The following is a 17,213-nucleotide window of genomic DNA, read 5'->3' as shown; positions in this document are numbered from 1 at the left end:
ATTCCAAGGCGCCGCTATAAGAATACACCTCAAGAAAGAGTCGATTGGTGCTTATATCGGTATCGACATTTAGTGGAGAATGCTTTTGGAAGAATTAAGCACTATCGAGCAATATCAACAAGATATGACAAGCTAGCAAGAAATTACGCCAGTATGGTGTCACTGGCGTTTATGTTAATGTGGCTGCCGATGTATTGCTGAACAACATTTGTACAGCAAAGATCAACAGACCCTAATCAATACCTGTAACTTCGCTAGGGTGAGTGCTGTGTAGCAGTGTTACGAACGAGAGTCAGGGATGGCGAACTGGCAGTTAGGCATCATCGCCATGACTGCTTTCTTTCCCTCTAATATTTTCTCAGTTAAGTACACTATTCCAATAGCTTAAGTTGTGTTTGTCCCCATTGGGTGGCATAGGGCATGGCTTCTTGCGGGCTGAGGATAAACTCATTTTCACAGCCATCGCCGCGGGGCGTTTCCCAGAATTTGATACCCTTTGGCTCAAGGGTGAGCTGGTAATATCCCGAGCCGTCTGATGTGGGGCATTCTGCGTCCGGTGCTTTGCCAGCAAACAATTTGTTCCTTAATGCTGGGGGTAAAGGATGACTCATACCCTCGAGCATGCTTTGTGGTTGAGTATCGGCGAGAAACCATTGCCATGGGTGGAAAGGTTTGCCGTCGTTAAGGGAGAAACTCACAAATTCTTGGCTGATACCATTGGCGCCATAACCTGCCGCCCAGCGATATAGGCGCACACTGAGCCAATGCTGATTAATAAAAATCGGTTCGGCAAAGGTTTCGTCAGTTACAAAACTGCCCATTTGTGCCAGCATTCTGCGGCGAGTGTCAAAGGTTTGTGCTAGTTGGGCTTCATCGGTGAGCTTATGCTCAAGCCATTGATTAATTGCCAAGATACCCGTTTGTGGGCCTTTAAATTCGATACCTACATCTGTGCCAAAAGTCAGCGGGCGATACTCAATATTTTCGTAGCTTTGCCATTTACCTCGGCTGAGTTTTGGCGTGGTTTCTAGCGGTAGATTGTAAGCATCGGCACCACAATCCTCGACCTTATCTGGGCTGATTTCTCGCTCAAGTTGCACTGGTAACGATTTACTCGCGGTATCTTTAAACCAATGCCCGCTCAGTTTTTGTGGCGTGACACTATCAAACTGCCAATTTCCTGTATTGCCTTCTTCTTTCCACAGTTCATCTTGCTGCTCGAGTCTTATCGGCGTTAAGTAGCGTTGATAGTAATAACTGCCTGTTCCATATTGATTAAAACAAACTCTGACCTTGCTTTTACCTAACTGTCCCTGCCAGATCCCTGTGAGTTCATTGACCGCAAAGGTCGGCAAAGAGATCGCGGCGGTCAGCAACAGGCTTGAAGATAAAACGGAGAATAACATCCTTGTGGGCATACTGATTTTCTCTTAAAAGGTGATAAGTAAGGGCCGTATTCTAAGCGCTGGATACTGACCGATTGTGGATTAAAAATCAAAATCTGATAAAAAAGTCGCCCGTAGGCGACTTGATGTTAAAGACTTAAGGCTTATTTAACTTGCCAATCAATGGCTTCACCAGCACGGATTGGCACGACGTTAGTATCGCCAAGCGGGTAAGTTGCAGGGACATCCCATGACTTTTTGACCAGCGTAATGGTATCGGTATTACGTGGCAGATGGTAAAAGTCTGGGCCGTTAAAGCTTGCGAACGCTTCGAGTTTATCCAGCGCATTGACCGACTCGAAGGCTTCGGCATACAGCTCTATGGCAGCATGAGCCGTGTAGGAGCCCGCGCAGCCACAGGCCGCTTCTTTCTTATCCTTGGCGTGTGGCGCTGAATCTGTACCGAGGAAAAACTTCTTGCTGCCGCTTGCCGCTGCACCTAACAACGCCTGCTGGTGGGTATTGCGTTTTAAAATCGGCAGGCAGTAAAAATGCGGACGAATACCGCCTGCCAGCATGTGATTGCGGTTATACAGTAAATGGTGGGCTGTGATAGTCGCGGCCACATTGTCTGAGGCTTGAGTGACAAAATCGACGGCATCTTTGGTGGTGATATGCTCAAGCACGATTTTAAGCGCGGGGAAATCGGCGACAATTTTACTGAGGATATTTTCAATAAAGACACGCTCGCGGTCGAAAATATCAATTGCTGAATCTGTAACTTCACCGTGGACTAAAAACAGCATGCCGACTTCTTGCATGGCTTGGAGTACGGGATAGATGTTTTTAACATCTGTCACACCGGAATCTGAGTTAGTCGTCGCGCCCGCTGGGTAGAGTTTAGCGGCGACAATTTTACCCGAGGCTTTGGCCTTGCGGATTTCATCTGGGCTGGTTTTGTCGGTTAAATACAACACCATCAAAGGTTCGAATTGTGAGCCCGCGGGCACTTGCGCTTTAATGCGATCGTAATAGGCCAGTGCGGTTTCGGTATCGATAGCGGGGGGCACTAAGTTTGGCATCACGATGGCGCGGCCCATATAGCGGCTGATGTCGCGCACTGTATCTTTAAGCTGGGCGCCGTCTCTTAAATGAATATGCCAGTCGTCTGGGCGAGTGATTGTTATTGTAGTCATAGGGTTTGGTCTTTTGATCGTTTTTGCTGCGAGGGTGGCGGGATCTTATGTGGCAAGGATTTTACTGTAAAGGGAAACTCGGCTGTTTCGGCCAATAAATCTGTTAGGACATGTAATTGAAGCGCTTAGCCGCATGGCCCGTACTATGTCACTGTTTTTAGCATCGGACACTTTTGATTAATCTGCTGCGGACACTTTTCGATTTAAACTCCAGTGTCCGCGGACACTTTTATCTGCGATTTTTTATTAAAGTTATGAAAGTAAATGATTTTACTTGTTTGGCATAGGCTTTGCTAACTCTAGGGTAGAGATTTCCAATAGTGTCCGTTGATGCGTTCCGGCACTGATGATTACAACAGGGAAGCGAGTAAAGCCATGATTAAAGATACTAGCGGCCAAGATACAGTACTTGTGCCATCGACCTCTAAACGTCTTAAGTTACCGCTGATCATTGGCGGTTGCGCCTTATTAGTCAGCGCCTTAGTGTGGGCAAGTTTAGGCTCTGATAGTGTTAGCAAATCCCTTAGCCGCAGCGACATCACTACCGCAAAACTCTTCGTTGGAACGTTAACCCGCGATGTGGCGACCACAGGTAAAATCGTGGCGGCCAATGCGCCTATTTTGTATAGCACAGAGGAAGGCACAGTGACTCTGCTCAGCAATCCTGGCGATACTGTTAATAAGGGCGATGTGGTCGCCAAACTCGATAGTCCAAGACTCACAAATCAGCTAGAGCAAGCCAAGTCCCTATTAGCGGGCATGGAGAGTGCATTAGAGCGCGCTAAGTTGGATGCAAGACGCGATCAATTACAAGCTTATCAAACCTTAGATATCGCAACGGTCGATCTTGAAGCGGCGGATAGGGAAAGCCGACGCGGAGAGGAGCTGATTCAAAGTCAGCTTATTGGCCAGATTGATTATGAAAAAGGCAAAGATGATCTACACAAAGCCAAGCTGAAGTTTAAGCATGCAGAGCAAGAAGTTGCGTTAACGAAAGATACGTTAACCTTTGAAATTAAAAATAAAGCCCTAGAAGTTGAGCGTCAAACTCTCGCGGTGCGTGAATTAGAACGTCAAGTCGATGCCTTGAATATTGTCGCACCTGTTAACGGTATTATCGGTAACTGGATTACCGAGCAGAAAACCCGTCTTAGCGCTAACCAACCGATTTTAACCGTCGTGGATTTAAGCGCCTATGAGGCTGAGTTAGCCGTGCCTGAGTCCTATGCGGACGATCTGGGTTTAGGCATGGAAGTCGAGTTGAGTTTTGGCAGTATTAAGTTAATGGGCAAGTTATCGTCAATTTCCCCTGAAGTGCGTAACCGTGAAGTGACCGCTAGGGTGCAATTTGACCAAAGCGACAGCCTAACACTGCGCCAGAATCAACGCATCTCGGCCCGAGTGTTATTAGAGCACAGACCCAATGTTCTTATGGTAAAACGCGGCGCCTTTATGACCAGCGGTGGGGGTAATGTGGCTTATCAAATCGAGGGCGATTTAGCCAGTCGTCGTGAGGTTAAGCTCGGCAGTACTAGCCTGAGCCAAGTCGAAGTGCTTGATGGTGGCAAAGCCGGAGATGAGTGGGTCATTTCAAGTGTTGATCCCTTTAATCACGCCGAACAGGTCAGGATTCATTGATGACCGATATTCGTAAATTATTAAACAACCAATCTGATGAATTTAACAGCGCAGTGATCAAGGTGAATGACGAAACCTGCTGCGACATGGATAAGAATAGGAGCCGGATATGCGTGATAAACAATTTGATATCAGCGTGTTGATGTCATCCAAAATGTTTGGAGTACTAGCCTTATTATTACTGGTGGTTGCGGTGGAACTAAGTATCGGTGAGGCCAATAGCTGGTTTTTCCTCGGACTCAATTTGTTGGAATGGAGTAATCCTTTGGATGAGTTTCGCCAAGTGGGTGAGGTTTCGGTCGAAAGTGCCGACCTTATATTGGGCGTTTTTGTGTGGTTTTTAGAGTGTGTCGTTGAGCCATTCTTTGGCTGATAAAGGTGTGCTGATTACGGTCGTACATGAGTCGATGCCTAAGGTGTAGACGCAGAGTCTGGGCGCAAAATAGATTTGATTATTTAAAGGAAATTAACATGTTATCAATGAAGAATGTGAGCAAGGTTTTTAAAACGGATTTAGTAGAAACCCACGCCCTGCGCGATTTTAACCTCGAGGTGAATGAAGGCGAATTTGTCGCGGTCACGGGTCCTTCTGGCTCGGGTAAAACCACCTTTTTAAATATTGCAGGTTTACTCGAAGGTTTTACTCACGGTGACTATTTTCTCGATGGGATTAACGTGTCTAACTTGAGCGATAACAAGAGCGCCACTATCCGAAATGAAAAAATTGGCTTTATTTTCCAAGGTTTTAACTTAATTCCCGATCTTAACTTAGCTGAGAATATCGAAGTGCCGCTGCGCTATCGTGGTTTTAATGCCAAGGAGCGTCAACGTCGTGTACAAGAGGCATTAGAGCAAGTGGGCTTAGCTTCACGGCTTAAACATTTACCTACTCAGTTGTCGGGTGGACAACAACAAAGGGTGGCGATTGCTCGTGCTTTGGCGGGGGAGCCACGCTTCCTACTCGCCGACGAACCTACGGGAAACCTCGACAGCCTAATGGCACGTCAAGTGATGGAATTACTCGAAAATATCAATCAAGCGGGCACGACCATTATCATGGTGACGCACGATCCTGAACTCGCTCGCCGCGCCCAACGCAACATTCAAATTGTCGATGGTCAAGTGTGTGATTTTACTATGTATCATCAAGGTCATCGACATGTCAGTGACATCACTGCTGCGACTGATATCGACAAACTTGTCGCCAACGCCGACCGTTAAGGATATGCATTATGTTCTTTTATTATGTTGATTTAGCTTGGCGCAGCATTAAGAAAACCCCAGTGCTGTCGCTGTTGATGGTGTTGGCGATTTCGATTGGTATTGGTATCACGATTACTACGTTAAACGTGTACAAGATGATGTCATTTAATCCTGCGGGTGAACGCTCTGATGAGTTAAATGCGGTACAGCTTTGGAGCCAAGGCCCTGATTCTTGGGATGAGTTAAACTCGTTAGTGACTTACCAAGACGCGATGAATCTGCGCAACAATACCTTACCTAAACGCCAAGCTGCGATGTTTCGCACTGGGATGGCAGTGCAGACGGAGGATGCCAATTTTGCGCCTATTTTAGAAAGCATTCGGGTGACGGACAGTGACTTTTTTAAGCTGTTTGACGTGCCATTTTTGTACGGTAATGCGTGGGATAAATCCGTCGACACTGAACCTGCTTATCAAGTGGTGATTAACGATAAACTCAATCAAAAGTTGTTTGCGGGTCAAAACAGTGTTGGCAAAGTTATCTATCTTAATCGTAAACCTTATCAAGTGGTTGGGGTGATTGATGCTTGGGATCCTAAGCCTAAATATTATGATCCCACTAACGGCGCCTTTAACGACACGGAACAAATTTTTGTGCCGTTTTCGCTGACGCCTATCGAAGAGTTTGATGTATGGGGTAACACGTCGGGTTGGAAGTTTGAGACGATGAATAGTTACAGCGATCGCCTTAACTCTGAAAAAGTGTGGCTGCTGTATTGGGTTGAGTTACCAAATAAAGACGCAGTAGCCAGTTACCGTTCTTGGCTCAGCAATTATGTGGCGGAGCAAAAAGCCCTAGGCCGTTTTACGGATAATAAATCTGCCGCTGACTCAGTCAAAGTATCCGATGTGGCAACTTGGCTTGAATACAATCATGTGGTGCCCGAAGACAATAAAATCTTGGTTGGCTTGAGTGCGCTGTTTTTAAGTGTTTGTTTAGTCAATATATTAGGTTTAATGCTGACAAAGTTCCTCAAGCGAGCCCCCGAGGTGGGAGTGCGCCGTGCAATCGGCGCTAGCCGTGGCCAAATCTTCGCTCAATACATGGTGGAAGTGGGCATGATTGGCTTATTCGGTGGTTTGCTGGGACTCGCTTGGGCCTACGCTTCGCTTTATGGGTTATCGGCCCAGTTTGAGGTCGCGAAGGGCTTAACCCATTTATCGGCGAGTATGTGGATTATCACCCCAAGTATTGCGGTAGGCACAGCCTTGTTGGCTGGCTTGTATCCCGCATGGGTGGTGTGTCGCACTAAACCTAGCGTTTATCTGAAAAGCCAGTAAGGGACTCATTATGTTGCATATTAAACCTATTCTCAGCAGTTTATTGCGCAGTAAAAGCGGTCCAGTCTTACTGCTTATTCAGATTATCTTGTCTGTGGCGATTGTGGCGAATGCGAGCTTTATTATTCAAGAGCGTTTAGCCCTGATGCAGCGTGATTCGGGGATTAAAGAGTCAGAAGTCTTGACCTTTAGCTTGTTCAACTTCGATCCATTGATTGATAAAACCGCGCAAAACAAAATTGATCAGCAAATTTTGCGGGGGCTGCCCAATGTGATTGATGCGACCTCAACCAATATGTTGCCGTTAAGCGGTGGCGGCTGGTCGAGCACGTTAAATCTGGGCCCCGACCCAGATAGCGCTAAATCGACACCGCAATTTGCCATGTATTTAGGGACAGATCACACCATTGAGACCTTAGGCATTAAGCTGATTGAGGGACGTAACTTTTACCCCCATGAACTTAAGGATAACCTCGATAGCCCTAGCCGATTAGCGATCATCTCCAGTGTGTTAGCCAAAGCCATTTGGCCTGATGAATCCGCACTTGGTAAAGTGTTGTACGAGGGCAAGGATGCGCAGATCACTGTGATTGGCGTAGTCGAAAAACTGCAAGGCGCGTGGATTGACAGTTCTAGCCTTGAAAATAGTGTGATTCAAAATGTGGATTATGGCAGCAGTTCTTACATGGTACGGGCCAAACCTGAGTTTCACGCCGAGCTTAAAGACACGATAAAAAAAGCGCTGCTGGCCGAGAATCCAAACCGAGTACTCGATGGCTTTAAGTCAATCGAGGCCTTAAAAGATAGCTCATATCGCGATCATAAATTGATGATTACTGTGTTAACTATGATGGTGATGTTGTTATTGCTTATCACCTCGCTCGGTTTAACGGGCATGGTGATGTTTAATATCCAGCGCCGCACTAAGCAGATAGGTACCCGCCGTGCATTGGGGGCTAAAAAGCGCGATATTATCAGTTACTTCCTCGTGGAGAACTATTTGATTTGCTTAGCGGGAGGCGTGCTGGGCGGCTTGTTAGCGATACAGTTAGGCCAACAGTTAATGAAAATCTATAGCTTGCCTATGTTGGACTTAAGCTACCCACTAATTACTGTGGCAGGTTTGTTTATTGTCACCACATTAGCGGTTTACTTACCAGCGCGTAAGGCGGCAAATATTTCGCCAGCAACCGCAACTCGCAGCGTATAGCGGAATATTTGATGTCACTCAAGGTACGATAAAAGCTCGACAAAAGTGCGATAACAATAGGATGTTATTGCACTTTTTGTTACTTTACGGTTAACAGTTTTACTTAGGACAACACTCACACTTATGGATACTATCCTTATCGTCGATGACAATCATGCCATCTGCCAAGCCCTAGGTTTGATGCTAGAACTCAATGATTATCGGGTGCTGATTTGCCACAGCCCAGAGGACGCCCTTGGGTTATTGACGACGCAAGATGTGGATTTAGTGATCCAAGATATGAACTTTACCCGAGATACCACCTCGGGTGAGGAAGGTCGGCAGCTGTTTTACGCCCTGCGCGAACGCCAAGGGGATTTGCCGATTATTTTGATGACGGCGTGGACGCAACTCGAAACGGCAGTTGAATTAGTCAAAGCGGGCGCTGCCGATTATATGGGCAAACCTTGGGATGACGCTAAGCTACTCAATAGCATAACTAATCTGATTGCGCTTTATAAACTCTCCCGTGCTAACCACCGCTTGGAGCGGGTGAATCATCAACGCCAAGTGGCGATCGCCGATGCGGATCTCTGCGGTATTGTCTTTGGCAGCGGTGCAATGCAGCGTTGTATTGATTTAGCCTTGCAACTGGCGCGCTCCGATGTGTCGGTCTTGATCACTGGCCCCAATGGCGCGGGTAAAGACAAGCTTGCCGATATTCTCCACGCCAATTCACCCTTAAAAAACAAACCTTTCATCAAGGTTAATGTCGGTGCTTTGCCGATGGATTTATTAGAGGCCGAGCTGTTTGGTGCCGAGGCGGGCGCTTTTACTGGCGCGACTAAAGCGCGTATTGGCCGTTTCGAAGCGGCAGACGGTGGCACGCTGTTTTTAGATGAAATTGGCAATTTACCTTTGTCTGGGCAAGTGAAATTATTGCGGGTGCTACAAACCGGCGAATTTGAACGCTTAGGAAGCCATAAAACCCAGAAAGTAAAAGTGCGGGTGATCAGTGCGACCAATGCGGATCTGGCCCAAGATATCGCTGAAGGGCGATTCCGTGAGGATTTGTTTTACCGCTTAAACGTGATTGAACTGGCATTACCACCGCTCAATCAACGCATCGATGATATTTTACCTTTAGTGCAGCATTTTATCGGCAGCGATTTTAGCTTGAGCAAACCCGCGTTGCAGGCGTTATTACAGCACCGCTGGCCGGGAAATGTGCGCGAGCTTGAAAACGCCTGTAAGCGGGCCGTATTGTTGGCGCAAAGCCATGTGTTGACTGAAGCTGACTTTGGTTTGGCACCTGTTGCGAGTGTCATAAAATCGGCTTCCAGTGTTTCAGCTGTATCTGAGTCGCGGCTATCTGGCTTGAGACACTCTGATCCTCTACCTGTTTATTCGCCCGCTTCCATCCCCGTAAATACCGCGTTTTATCATGAGTCTGTTCGTGCCCAAGTGTCAGATGCCAATGAGGCGATAGACGTGAGCCGAGAAGATATCGAAGCGGCGCTAAAACAGCATCATGGCGTAATTGCTCGGGTGGCAAAAGCGCTTGGACTCAGTCGCCAAGCGTTGTATCGGCGGATGGACAAGTTTGGTTTAGATAAGTCATAGGCTAAGTGCAGATGCTAGGTCCCAAGTCCCAGCTTCTAGGCTAGAGAAAGGCTATCGATTAAGGAATCTGAGTGTTAATTCGAACTAAACTTATCATTTTTTCAATGGCTTGCTGCGCCTTTGGCGTCTTGCTGAGTTTTGCTTTGGTGGAGTATATCTCACCCTATGCTTCGTCTGTTGCCACGTCTAACACGATTGAAATCCCTGATGTGAATGTGCAACTGGATTTTGCAGAGCTTGAGAAAACGGTCGCCTCCATCGAACTCGCCCTTAACAATAGTGAGCAATTGCAGGAGGCTGCGGCGATGCAAGCGCACCAGAGGGCCGAGCAGATTAAGGCCGAGCTGCAAAAGCTTGAACAACTTAAACAAGAGCAGTTACAAATAAAACTCTTCAAGTTAGAACAACTTAAAGAAGGGCTGTTTAATTCTATTCCTCATGTGGTTGAGCCTTTACGTGTAGAACCGCTATCCATTTTACCGCCCAAAGCACCTGTATCTCCTGCGATATCCGCTGAGATAGCTAAGGGAGAGCGTGTCTCGAGTTTGACCTTAGGTGAAGGTTTGATCGTGTTGCTTCTCGCTTGTGCTGTCTGTGGTTTAGGTATTGCTTGGTTGACTCGACATCTCGGCCGCAGTTTAGATTCCCTTGAAGTCGGCTTGCTAAATTTTAGTGATAATGACTTTAGTGTGAGTATTCCTGAACATGGCGAAGGTCAGCTCAAAACCTTAGCGCAGTTATTTAACCATAGCGCTGCTAAATTGCGCCAAGAAAGGCAGTACATTTACCAGCGGGAGTTATTACTGGATAAGGTGATTCAAAGTTCTCCCAATGTGATGTTGTTACTGGACGATCATCAGCGGCTCATTTATGCCAATGATGCGGCGCGTCACCTATTCCATAAAAAGGGCAGAATGGAAGGCTTGAGCTTAGATGAATTGCTGGTGGATTTGCCCGAAGTATTGGCCTTAGCGCTTAAACATGAAAAGAACGGACTCTTCGCCATGGGTGAAGATGATGTGGAAACTTGGTATTTAAGTCGCGGCCAATTTTTATTGAATAACCAACAGCATAACTTGATTTTGCTCAAGCAGATGACCCGCGAGCTCAATCGTCAAGAGGTGGCAGTGTGGAAAAAAGTGATCCGCATTATTAGCCATGAACTCAATAACTCAGTCGCGCCCATCGCCTCTATGGTGAACTCCGGCCGACTGCTCACCAAAGATATTGATAATCCGAAGTTAACTTTGATTTTCGATACTATCGAGAATCGCACCAGTCATCTAAGCCAGTTTATCTTCAACTATGCCCGTTTTGCTAAGTTGCCGCTCCCGCAACGGCGTCAGGTGAATTGGGGGCAATTTACTGCCCAGTTAACTCAGCATTATCCCTTTAAACTTACTTATGAGTTACCTGAGGTCGATGGCTATTTCGACCAAGGACAGATGGAGCAAGTGCTCCTCAATTTACTTAAAAACGCCCATGAATCTGGCTCAAACCCCGAGGATGTCACCCTGTCGATTCGGTATCAAACCTTAGTGGATGGTGGAGGTTTTAGTATTGTGATTGAGGATCGCGGCGCAGGTATGTCTGGTGAAGTATTAGAGCAGGCGCTACTGCCGTTTTACTCAACAAAACAATCAGGTACAGGCTTAGGTTTACCTTTATGCCGTGAAATTATCGAAGCCCACGATGGCAGTATTAGCATGCATAATCGCAGTGACGGTGGCCTGTTGGTTCGACTATGGTTGCCACAATAATGCTCGCGTTTTGAATCAACACCGTAATGCGACTCTTAAGTCGCATTTTTATTGCTTATCTTATCCGCTTGTTTAAAGCATAACTCCTATCCTCAACTGCCTCTTGGCGTATTAGCCAAATGGGCTATTTTTGCCTTTTTACCTTAGCTCTTCGGGCTAATTTGCCCCCCAGCGTAATGACGGGAGATCTTTAACCCTGTTAACCTGTTTTATCGAAAATTTGCGTTAAAACTCACCTTGTTCTAACAGAGGTTAGCGCGGTTTTTAAGGTTCGATTAAAAAGGTTAAGGAGGGATAAGTGAAACAGTTAAAACAGCGTCTGCTTACTTACGTTTTATGTCCATTCCTGCTGCTGGCTTCCCCTATCACTATTGCCGATAACGACATTGAAATTAGTGGCTTAGTAATAGATAGAACCTTGACTCGGTTTGGTAAGGACTTTGGCTTTTACTACTCAAGCTATTGGCGCGAACTGCCCTTTACCCAAGGCTTTAACGTCACTCTGTATGAGACAGTGTTTCCACAGGCTGGAACCGTTTTAACCTTAGAGGTAAACGGGACTCGGATTTACACCACCCATTTTGGTCGTCGTGCAAATCCGATTAAAGAGAGCGCAGAGCTGGCGATTTTGCTTACGATTGATTATTTAGCGCAAGTCAGAGCCAATGCAATAACAGGTGATTTTTCAGGAACATCGGACGACTTTTAGGATAATAATAATGACATACAGGACGTTACTTGCTCTTGTCACGCTATGTGTGGCAAGCAGTGGCCAAGCCACTGAATTGATTTATACGCCAGTGAATCCCAGCTTTGGCGGCAATCCACAAAATGGGGCTTTTCTATTAAATAAAGCCCAAGCCCAGAATGACAATAAATCCAACTCGTCCGAGAAGGACTTTATTACTCGCTTTAAAGAATCCCTAGAGCGTAATCTTATCAATTCTATTACCCGAGGGATTGCTGATGGTGAAATCACCGACGGTGACTATAATACTGGCGATTTTCGTATAGAAATTAACTCTATAGGGGATAAAGTTATACTGACTATCACTAATATTGCCACGAATGAAGTGACAATAATTGAAATGTCAGCATTTGGAGGTGGCAACTAATGGCCCGTCTAGTGTTAGTGAGTTTATTACTGTTAAGTGTGTCGGCCTGTAGCCTGATCTCCAAACCCGATTTAAATATCACGGCTGCCGAGGTTAACCCCTTGAGTGAGGTGATGCGTGGGTTGCAAACTCAACCAGGACCTAAGTTTCCTATCCCTGTGGCCGTGTATTCCTTTCGCGATCAAACTGGCCAATATAAGCCGCAGGCTAACGTGAGTTCGTTTTCGACCGCGGTGACTCAGGGTGCAACATCGATGTTGATGCAGACTTTGCTCGACTCTAAATGGTTTACACCCGTTGAGCGTGAAGGGCTACAAAATTTGCTTACCGAGCGTAAGATCAGCAACAAACAGAGCGGTACTAAGGGCGATGAAGTGCCCGTATTATCCACCGCCAGATTGTTACTCGAAGGTGGGGTGATTAGTTATGAGACCAACACTAGCACTGGTGGTAGCGGTGTCGAATACTACGGCATTGGCGCCTCTGAAATGTACCGTGAAGATCTGGTGACCATTTATCTACGCGCCGTGGATGTACACACAGGTAAAGTTATGATGTCGGTCTCAACCAGCAAACGAGTCTTGTCCCAAGAAATGCGTGCGGGCTTGTTCCGTTACACGAGTTTAAATCGACTCGCTGAGGCTGAAGTCGGTTTTACTACCAATGAGCCAGTGCAATTTTGCGTGTTACAAGCCATTGAATTGGCGGTCGCTGAGCTGATTGATAAGGGTATCAAACAAGGTTACTGGAGCCCAACTCAAGTGGCGCAGCCAGCAGAAAAAGCCCAAGAGTTGAGTCAGGGATAGGTGCTTGAAAGTCGGTATTAGATGCTAGAGCAAAGCAGGCTTCTGCTTGAGCACTTAGTCGCGATAGCGTAAAAGAAAACCGAGCCAGTTAAGCTGACTCGGTTTTTTATTGCGGTTATTGCAGCAATCAGTTGATATTTGGCTATTTTAGTCCGCTTGCATGGCCTTCCAAAACAGTTCAAAACTGGCATCGCGGTATGTTCTATCTGTCCCCAAGTGCGGATTATCGATAAAGAAACGCGTTGCTGCTAGATATTGGCCGTGGCAGTTTTCTAGCATCAATTCCACTGGATAATGGGCGATTAGCCCCATCATTTGTCCCTGCTTAATGAGTTCGCTAATAAAGCCTAAGATGCTATTCATCGCTTGATCGCGCACCTTAGCGGCAATCATGGGCGACATTGAATATTGCTGAAAAAACAGTTGCTTGACAGGGTTATCTAGCGACCAATCTATCGCACTTTGCCATAGTTGTAGGGCATTGTGCTTAAGATCGCTGCCCTTATGGGTGTTTAATAGTAAGGCATCGGCAAATTCTTGTTTTATGGTTAGAAACAAAGATTCCATCAAGGCTTCCTTAGAAGGGAAGTGATGGAACAAGGTACCTGTTGCTACACCTGCTTGTTTCGCAATCGAGGCGGTGGACGTGCCATGAAATCCTTGGCTGACAAACAGCGCTAAGGCAGTATCGAGAATAGCTTGGCGTTTATCTGTCATGGTTTTAATGGGTTGTGTTGTTGATGGTTTATTCAAGATTTATCCCCCAATGACTAGCGCAAAAATAGCTTCATTAAGATGCGCTGAATAAAAGTGCCGTAGGGCGGATGAACAAATTTGCCTGTGTTGAATCGGCCACGGCTGAGTACCGTTTTAGCGTGGCTGAAGGTCAAAAAGCCTTCCTTGCCATGGTAATGCCCCATGCCCGACGGGCCTATTCCGCCAAAGGGCGCATCGTCGGCGGCGACATGAAACACAGTTTCATTGATACAAACACCGCCAGAATGGGTCTGCTGGAGGATCTTTTGCTGAGTTGGCTCATCGAAACTCATCACATAAAGCGCTAAGGGTCTGGCTCTGTGGTTGATGTACTGAATCGCTTCATCTAAGGAGTCGTAGCTAATAATCGGTAACAATGGACCAAAGATTTCCTCTTGCATCAATAGCATGTCTTCACTGGTGTGAGTTATCAACTGAGTTGCGAGTTTACGATGTTGGCTATCTATGGCTTCGTCAGTTGCTGAAATAACACGGGCACCTTTTGCTTTGGCGTCTTCGAGCACTGTCATCAAGCGGTCAAACTGACGTGTATTAATGATGCTGCCATAGTCCTTATTGTGGTTAATGGTGCCGTACATGGCCTTAAACTTAGCTTGGTAGGCGGTGATAAAGTCATCCACCTTGGTTTTAGGGCAAAGCACATAATCAGGGGCTACGCAGATTTGTCCGGCATTCAAACACTTACCGTAAATCATTCGTTCTACTGCTATCTCAAGCTGCATATCGGGGGCGATAATCACAGGCGATTTACCACCCAATTCGAGTGTTACTGGGGTGAGATTATTCGCTGCGGCGCGCATCACATGGCGGCCGACTGTGGTCGAGCCTGTAAAGAGTAAATGATCGAAGGGCAGGGCAGAAAATTGGGCAGCAATATCCGCCTCACCTTCAATAACCGCCACGTGGGATTCATCGAAGACTTGTGCCAATAACTGTTTGATCACTTGGTTGGTCGCTGGGGTAAATTCAGACATTTTGAGCATGGCATGATTACCCGCGGCAATGGCAGTCACTAGCGGGCCAATTGACAGCATGACGGGGAAATTCCACGGCACGATAATGCCGATCACCCCCAAAGGTTGATAATGTACTGTGACTTTGGCGGGGGCGAGTAAGATGCCCGCATGGCGAGCGCTGGGCTTGAGCCATTTTTTGAGGTTTTTCAAGCTGTAATTGATGTTGTTGATGACAGGCATAATGTCTGAGATCAGGCTGTCATCAATTGATCTATGGCCGTAGTCTTGGCTTAGGGCTTCGACTAAGGGTGTTTGAAATTGCAGTATGGCCGCCTTAAGTCGAGTTAATTGCTCCACTCGCGTAGCGTAATTAGGATTCGGCGCCGCTAAATAACTGCTGCGTTGGCGTTGGAGCAACTGAGTCAGTGGCGAAGTATTAAGGTGTTCGGTGGCCATATTCATAGTGGTTGCTCCAAGGGAAATGGTAGGCTGAGTCTTATTCGGTACTTTATTTAAGTAATCGTCTCGATTGAGTCTTTTATTAAATCACTACCGACTGATTAGTCGGTTTATCCTAGCTTGCTTAGTGAGATGGTGCAAGGTATCTGGTGTATTTTTGAGCAAGATCACGGCTTGTTGTGGCGTTAGCTTTTACACTAAATCAAGGGTTGTTACATAAGGAGTATGTATGGCATTGTTAAAGCACGGAATTTCGATTGGTATTGAGCGTTATGGTGATGATGATTTTTTCGTTACCTTTAAAGCTATCGGTACCTTAACTCATCAAGACTACGAAATGATGGTGCCTGTGTTGGAGTCTGCATTAGCTGGGGTGAAAGATCCTGATATCTTTGCCTTGGTAGATGTCACCGAGTTGGAAGGCTTGGAACTACAGGCCGCTTGGGACGATCTCAAACTTGGGGTGAAGCATATTCGTCATTTCGAGAAAATAGCTATCGTCGGTAAGACGACTTTGCAGGAAGTGTTGGCTAAATTGGCAAACTGGTTTACGCCTGCTGAGGTAAGGTTTTTTGTTGATAATGGCGATGCTGTTGCTTGGCTAAGAGACTAAGGTTGTGAGATGAAGTTTGTGGTCTGCCAATGCGCTAAATCGGGCGTTATAGCAGCACCGTAAAGATTCACCCAACAATCCATTCGCGCCATAGAAGGAGTACAAATTATGCGTACAGGTCAAATACTCTGGCCCACAGATTTTTCGGAAACTGCGGCCCATGCACTGAGTTATGCCATTGAAATGGCTAATCTATACCATGTAGGGCTAAAAATCTTACATGTGGTTGAACAGCCGATCGGTGATGAAAACTTTATGATTCTATCTATTACCCCTGAAGAGCTTGCTAAAAGCATGGAGGAAGCGGCGGCAACTAAAATGCGAGCACTATTGGATGGATTGAATACTGAGCTTCCTATCACTACCTTGATCCGCCGTGGCGATCCTGTCTATCAAATTTTAGAAGAGGCCAACAGTAAAGACATTGGCATGGTAGTAATTGCTAGCCATGGCCGAACTGGGATTTCGCATTTTTTACACACCAATGTCTCAGAAGCGGTGGCGAATGGTGCAGCTTGTCCTGTGCTTGTGGTTAAGTAACTGGCTTTGACTCTATAAATCCAAAGGGCGCTTATAGCGTCCTTTCTTTTTGATTGATAAAGAATAATTAATTGAAATGGGTACGCAAGAAGCATAGCAAACTGCTATAAAATAGTGGTATTTTGGCCTTAATAATTAGCTTAATTAAAAACTCAAATGATGGATAAGCTTATGCGTACTCAAGAAGTGTTATGCCCTACGGATTTTTCATCCACTGCGGCCCATGCGTTAAAATATGCGGTTGAAATGGCAAATGTTTATCAAGTCGATATTCGGTTGTTGCATGTGACTAGCCCTGCCCGTGGCGCCCATTGTTATGGTATTGCGGTCGATATTCCCGCGACATTGGAAAATGAACTTAAAGCTTTCGTTGATGCAAAAATGCACAGTTTGCAGCAGGAAATGCAGCAGAACCTTACCGAAGGGCTCAATATTAAGTTAGTCGTGCGCCATGGTGATGCTATTGATGAGATTTTAGCGGAAGCCGTTGATGTGGGCATGGTGGTTATCTCTAGTCATGGTAGCAGCGGTTTAGCTGACTTTTTAAAACCCCACGTTACACAGGATATTGTTAAGTACGCTAAGTGCCCTGTGTTGGTGGTGAAATAACACT

At 46.2% G+C, this 17,213-nt stretch carries 18 protein-coding genes; 14 read left to right on the top strand and 4 right to left on the bottom strand.

Features of this window, described 5'->3' with window-relative positions; genetic code table 11:
• The coding region (locus tag L5M38_RS20340; protein WP_263179804.1) for a transposase at window positions 1-201 on the top strand (201 nt) is incomplete at its 5' end.
• 170 nt (window positions 202-371) lie between these two features.
• Here the strand turns inward: L5M38_RS20340 and L5M38_RS20335 are convergent.
• Together L5M38_RS20335 and pyrC are read right to left on the bottom strand one after the other, a co-directional pair.
• On the bottom strand, window positions 372-1,418 hold the full coding sequence (locus tag L5M38_RS20335; RefSeq protein ID WP_263180164.1) for a hypothetical protein: 1,047 nt from the start codon (window positions 1,416-1,418) through the stop codon (window positions 372-374).
• A 131-nt stretch (window positions 1,419-1,549) separates the two neighbouring features.
• On the bottom strand, window positions 1,550-2,581 hold the full coding sequence (gene pyrC, locus L5M38_RS20330; RefSeq protein ID WP_263180162.1) for a dihydroorotase: 1,032 nt from the start codon (window positions 2,579-2,581) through the stop codon (window positions 1,550-1,552).
• Window positions 2,582-2,956: 375 nt separating this feature from the next.
• Here pyrC and L5M38_RS20325 point away from each other — a divergent pair, with 375 nt between their 5' ends.
• From L5M38_RS20325 to L5M38_RS20280, 10 genes are all read left to right on the top strand, one after another.
• Window positions 2,957-4,219, top strand: a complete 1,263-nt coding sequence (locus L5M38_RS20325; protein ID WP_131523180.1) for an efflux RND transporter periplasmic adaptor subunit — start codon at window positions 2,957-2,959, stop codon at window positions 4,217-4,219.
• A 109-nt stretch (window positions 4,220-4,328) separates the two neighbouring features.
• Window positions 4,329-4,592 (top strand): hypothetical protein, encoded by a 264-nt coding sequence (locus L5M38_RS20320; RefSeq protein WP_263180161.1) that lies wholly within the window; start codon window positions 4,329-4,331, stop codon window positions 4,590-4,592.
• Window positions 4,593-4,690: 98 nt separating this feature from the next.
• Window positions 4,691-5,440, top strand: a complete 750-nt coding sequence (locus L5M38_RS20315) for an ABC transporter ATP-binding protein (RefSeq protein ID WP_028761691.1) — start codon at window positions 4,691-4,693, stop codon at window positions 5,438-5,440.
• A gap of 11 nt (window positions 5,441-5,451) precedes the next feature.
• Window positions 5,452-6,762, top strand: coding sequence for an ABC transporter permease (locus L5M38_RS20310; protein ID WP_113941170.1), 1,311 nt, complete (start codon window positions 5,452-5,454; stop codon window positions 6,760-6,762).
• A 10-nt stretch (window positions 6,763-6,772) separates the two neighbouring features.
• The gene (locus L5M38_RS20305) at window positions 6,773-7,972 is read left to right on the top strand and encodes an FtsX-like permease family protein (protein WP_263180160.1); all 1,200 of its coding nucleotides are present in this window, start codon (window positions 6,773-6,775) and stop codon (window positions 7,970-7,972) included.
• Between the two features lie 123 nt (window positions 7,973-8,095).
• On the top strand, window positions 8,096-9,574 hold the full coding sequence (locus tag L5M38_RS20300) for a sigma-54-dependent transcriptional regulator (protein ID WP_263180159.1): 1,479 nt from the start codon (window positions 8,096-8,098) through the stop codon (window positions 9,572-9,574).
• A gap of 71 nt (window positions 9,575-9,645) precedes the next feature.
• Window positions 9,646-11,334: a sensor histidine kinase gene (locus L5M38_RS20295; RefSeq protein WP_263180158.1), complete on the top strand. Its 1,689-nt coding sequence runs from the start codon at window positions 9,646-9,648 to the stop codon at window positions 11,332-11,334.
• A gap of 298 nt (window positions 11,335-11,632) precedes the next feature.
• The gene (locus L5M38_RS20290) at window positions 11,633-12,043 is read left to right on the top strand and encodes a curli production assembly/transport protein CsgE (protein WP_105251642.1); all 411 of its coding nucleotides are present in this window, start codon (window positions 11,633-11,635) and stop codon (window positions 12,041-12,043) included.
• Window positions 12,044-12,053: 10 nt separating this feature from the next.
• Window positions 12,054-12,449: a curli assembly protein CsgF gene (locus L5M38_RS20285; protein ID WP_105251643.1), complete on the top strand. Its 396-nt coding sequence runs from the start codon at window positions 12,054-12,056 to the stop codon at window positions 12,447-12,449.
• A complete protein-coding gene (locus tag L5M38_RS20280) occupies window positions 12,449-13,255 on the top strand; it encodes a CsgG/HfaB family protein (protein ID WP_105251644.1) in 807 nt (268 codons plus the stop codon). The genes L5M38_RS20285 and L5M38_RS20280 overlap by 1 nt, the downstream gene beginning before the upstream one ends.
• 147 nt (window positions 13,256-13,402) lie before the next feature.
• On the opposite strand, the gene L5M38_RS20275 is transcribed toward L5M38_RS20280, so the two are convergent.
• Together L5M38_RS20275 and L5M38_RS20270 are read right to left on the bottom strand one after the other, a co-directional pair.
• Window positions 13,403-14,008 (bottom strand): TetR/AcrR family transcriptional regulator, encoded by a 606-nt coding sequence (locus tag L5M38_RS20275; RefSeq protein WP_198571794.1) that lies wholly within the window; start codon window positions 14,006-14,008, stop codon window positions 13,403-13,405.
• 17 nt (window positions 14,009-14,025) lie between these two features.
• Window positions 14,026-15,450: a coniferyl aldehyde dehydrogenase gene (locus L5M38_RS20270; RefSeq protein ID WP_263180156.1), complete on the bottom strand. Its 1,425-nt coding sequence runs from the start codon at window positions 15,448-15,450 to the stop codon at window positions 14,026-14,028.
• A 226-nt stretch (window positions 15,451-15,676) separates the two neighbouring features.
• On the opposite strand from L5M38_RS20270, the gene L5M38_RS20265 reads away from it, so the two are divergent.
• The 3 genes from L5M38_RS20265 (at window position 15,677) to L5M38_RS20255 (ending at window position 17,209) form a co-directional block, all read left to right on the top strand.
• Window positions 15,677-16,060 carry an STAS/SEC14 domain-containing protein gene (locus tag L5M38_RS20265; protein ID WP_028761699.1) on the top strand — a complete coding sequence of 128 codons (384 nt, stop codon included), beginning with the start codon at window positions 15,677-15,679 and terminating at the stop codon, window positions 16,058-16,060.
• A gap of 108 nt (window positions 16,061-16,168) precedes the next feature.
• The gene (locus L5M38_RS20260) at window positions 16,169-16,600 is read left to right on the top strand and encodes a universal stress protein (protein ID WP_028761700.1); all 432 of its coding nucleotides are present in this window, start codon (window positions 16,169-16,171) and stop codon (window positions 16,598-16,600) included.
• Window positions 16,601-16,771: 171 nt separating this feature from the next.
• Window positions 16,772-17,209, top strand: a complete 438-nt coding sequence (locus L5M38_RS20255; RefSeq protein ID WP_263180155.1) for a universal stress protein — start codon at window positions 16,772-16,774, stop codon at window positions 17,207-17,209.
• Window positions 17,210-17,213 lie beyond the last annotated feature (4 nt).

The sequence above is a fragment of the Shewanella sp. SM101 genome (assembly GCF_025654465.1).
In the GTDB taxonomy this organism is placed as follows: Bacteria; Pseudomonadota; Gammaproteobacteria; order Enterobacterales; family Shewanellaceae; genus Shewanella; species Shewanella oncorhynchi.
Note: the sequence above shows the minus strand (reverse complement) of the source record. Positions and strands in the feature narration are given on the sequence as shown.

Bases quoted from the DNA above. Each gene is read 5' to 3' on its own strand.
- L5M38_RS20270 (WP_263180156.1), bottom strand. From the start codon at position 15,450: ATGAATATGGCCACCGAACACCTTAATACTTCGCCACTGACTCAGTTG.
- L5M38_RS20325 (WP_131523180.1), top strand. From the start codon at position 2,957: ATGATTAAAGATACTAGCGGCCAAGATACAGTACTTGTGCCATCGACC.
- L5M38_RS20310 (WP_113941170.1), top strand. From the start codon at position 5,452: ATGTTCTTTTATTATGTTGATTTAGCTTGGCGCAGCATTAAGAAAACC.
- L5M38_RS20255 (WP_263180155.1), top strand. From the start codon at position 16,772: ATGCGTACTCAAGAAGTGTTATGCCCTACGGATTTTTCATCCACTGCG.
- L5M38_RS20305 (WP_263180160.1), top strand. From the start codon at position 6,773: ATGTTGCATATTAAACCTATTCTCAGCAGTTTATTGCGCAGTAAAAGC.
- L5M38_RS20285 (WP_105251643.1), top strand. From the start codon at position 12,054: ATGACATACAGGACGTTACTTGCTCTTGTCACGCTATGTGTGGCAAGC.
- L5M38_RS20300 (WP_263180159.1), top strand. From the start codon at position 8,096: ATGGATACTATCCTTATCGTCGATGACAATCATGCCATCTGCCAAGCC.
- pyrC (WP_263180162.1), bottom strand. From the start codon at position 2,581: ATGACTACAATAACAATCACTCGCCCAGACGACTGGCATATTCATTTA.
- L5M38_RS20320 (WP_263180161.1), top strand. From the start codon at position 4,329: ATGCGTGATAAACAATTTGATATCAGCGTGTTGATGTCATCCAAAATG.
- L5M38_RS20265 (WP_028761699.1), top strand. From the start codon at position 15,677: ATGGCATTGTTAAAGCACGGAATTTCGATTGGTATTGAGCGTTATGGT.
- L5M38_RS20315 (WP_028761691.1), top strand. From the start codon at position 4,691: ATGTTATCAATGAAGAATGTGAGCAAGGTTTTTAAAACGGATTTAGTA.
- L5M38_RS20260 (WP_028761700.1), top strand. From the start codon at position 16,169: ATGCGTACAGGTCAAATACTCTGGCCCACAGATTTTTCGGAAACTGCG.
- L5M38_RS20280 (WP_105251644.1), top strand. From the start codon at position 12,449: ATGGCCCGTCTAGTGTTAGTGAGTTTATTACTGTTAAGTGTGTCGGCC.
- L5M38_RS20335 (WP_263180164.1), bottom strand. From the start codon at position 1,418: ATGCCCACAAGGATGTTATTCTCCGTTTTATCTTCAAGCCTGTTGCTG.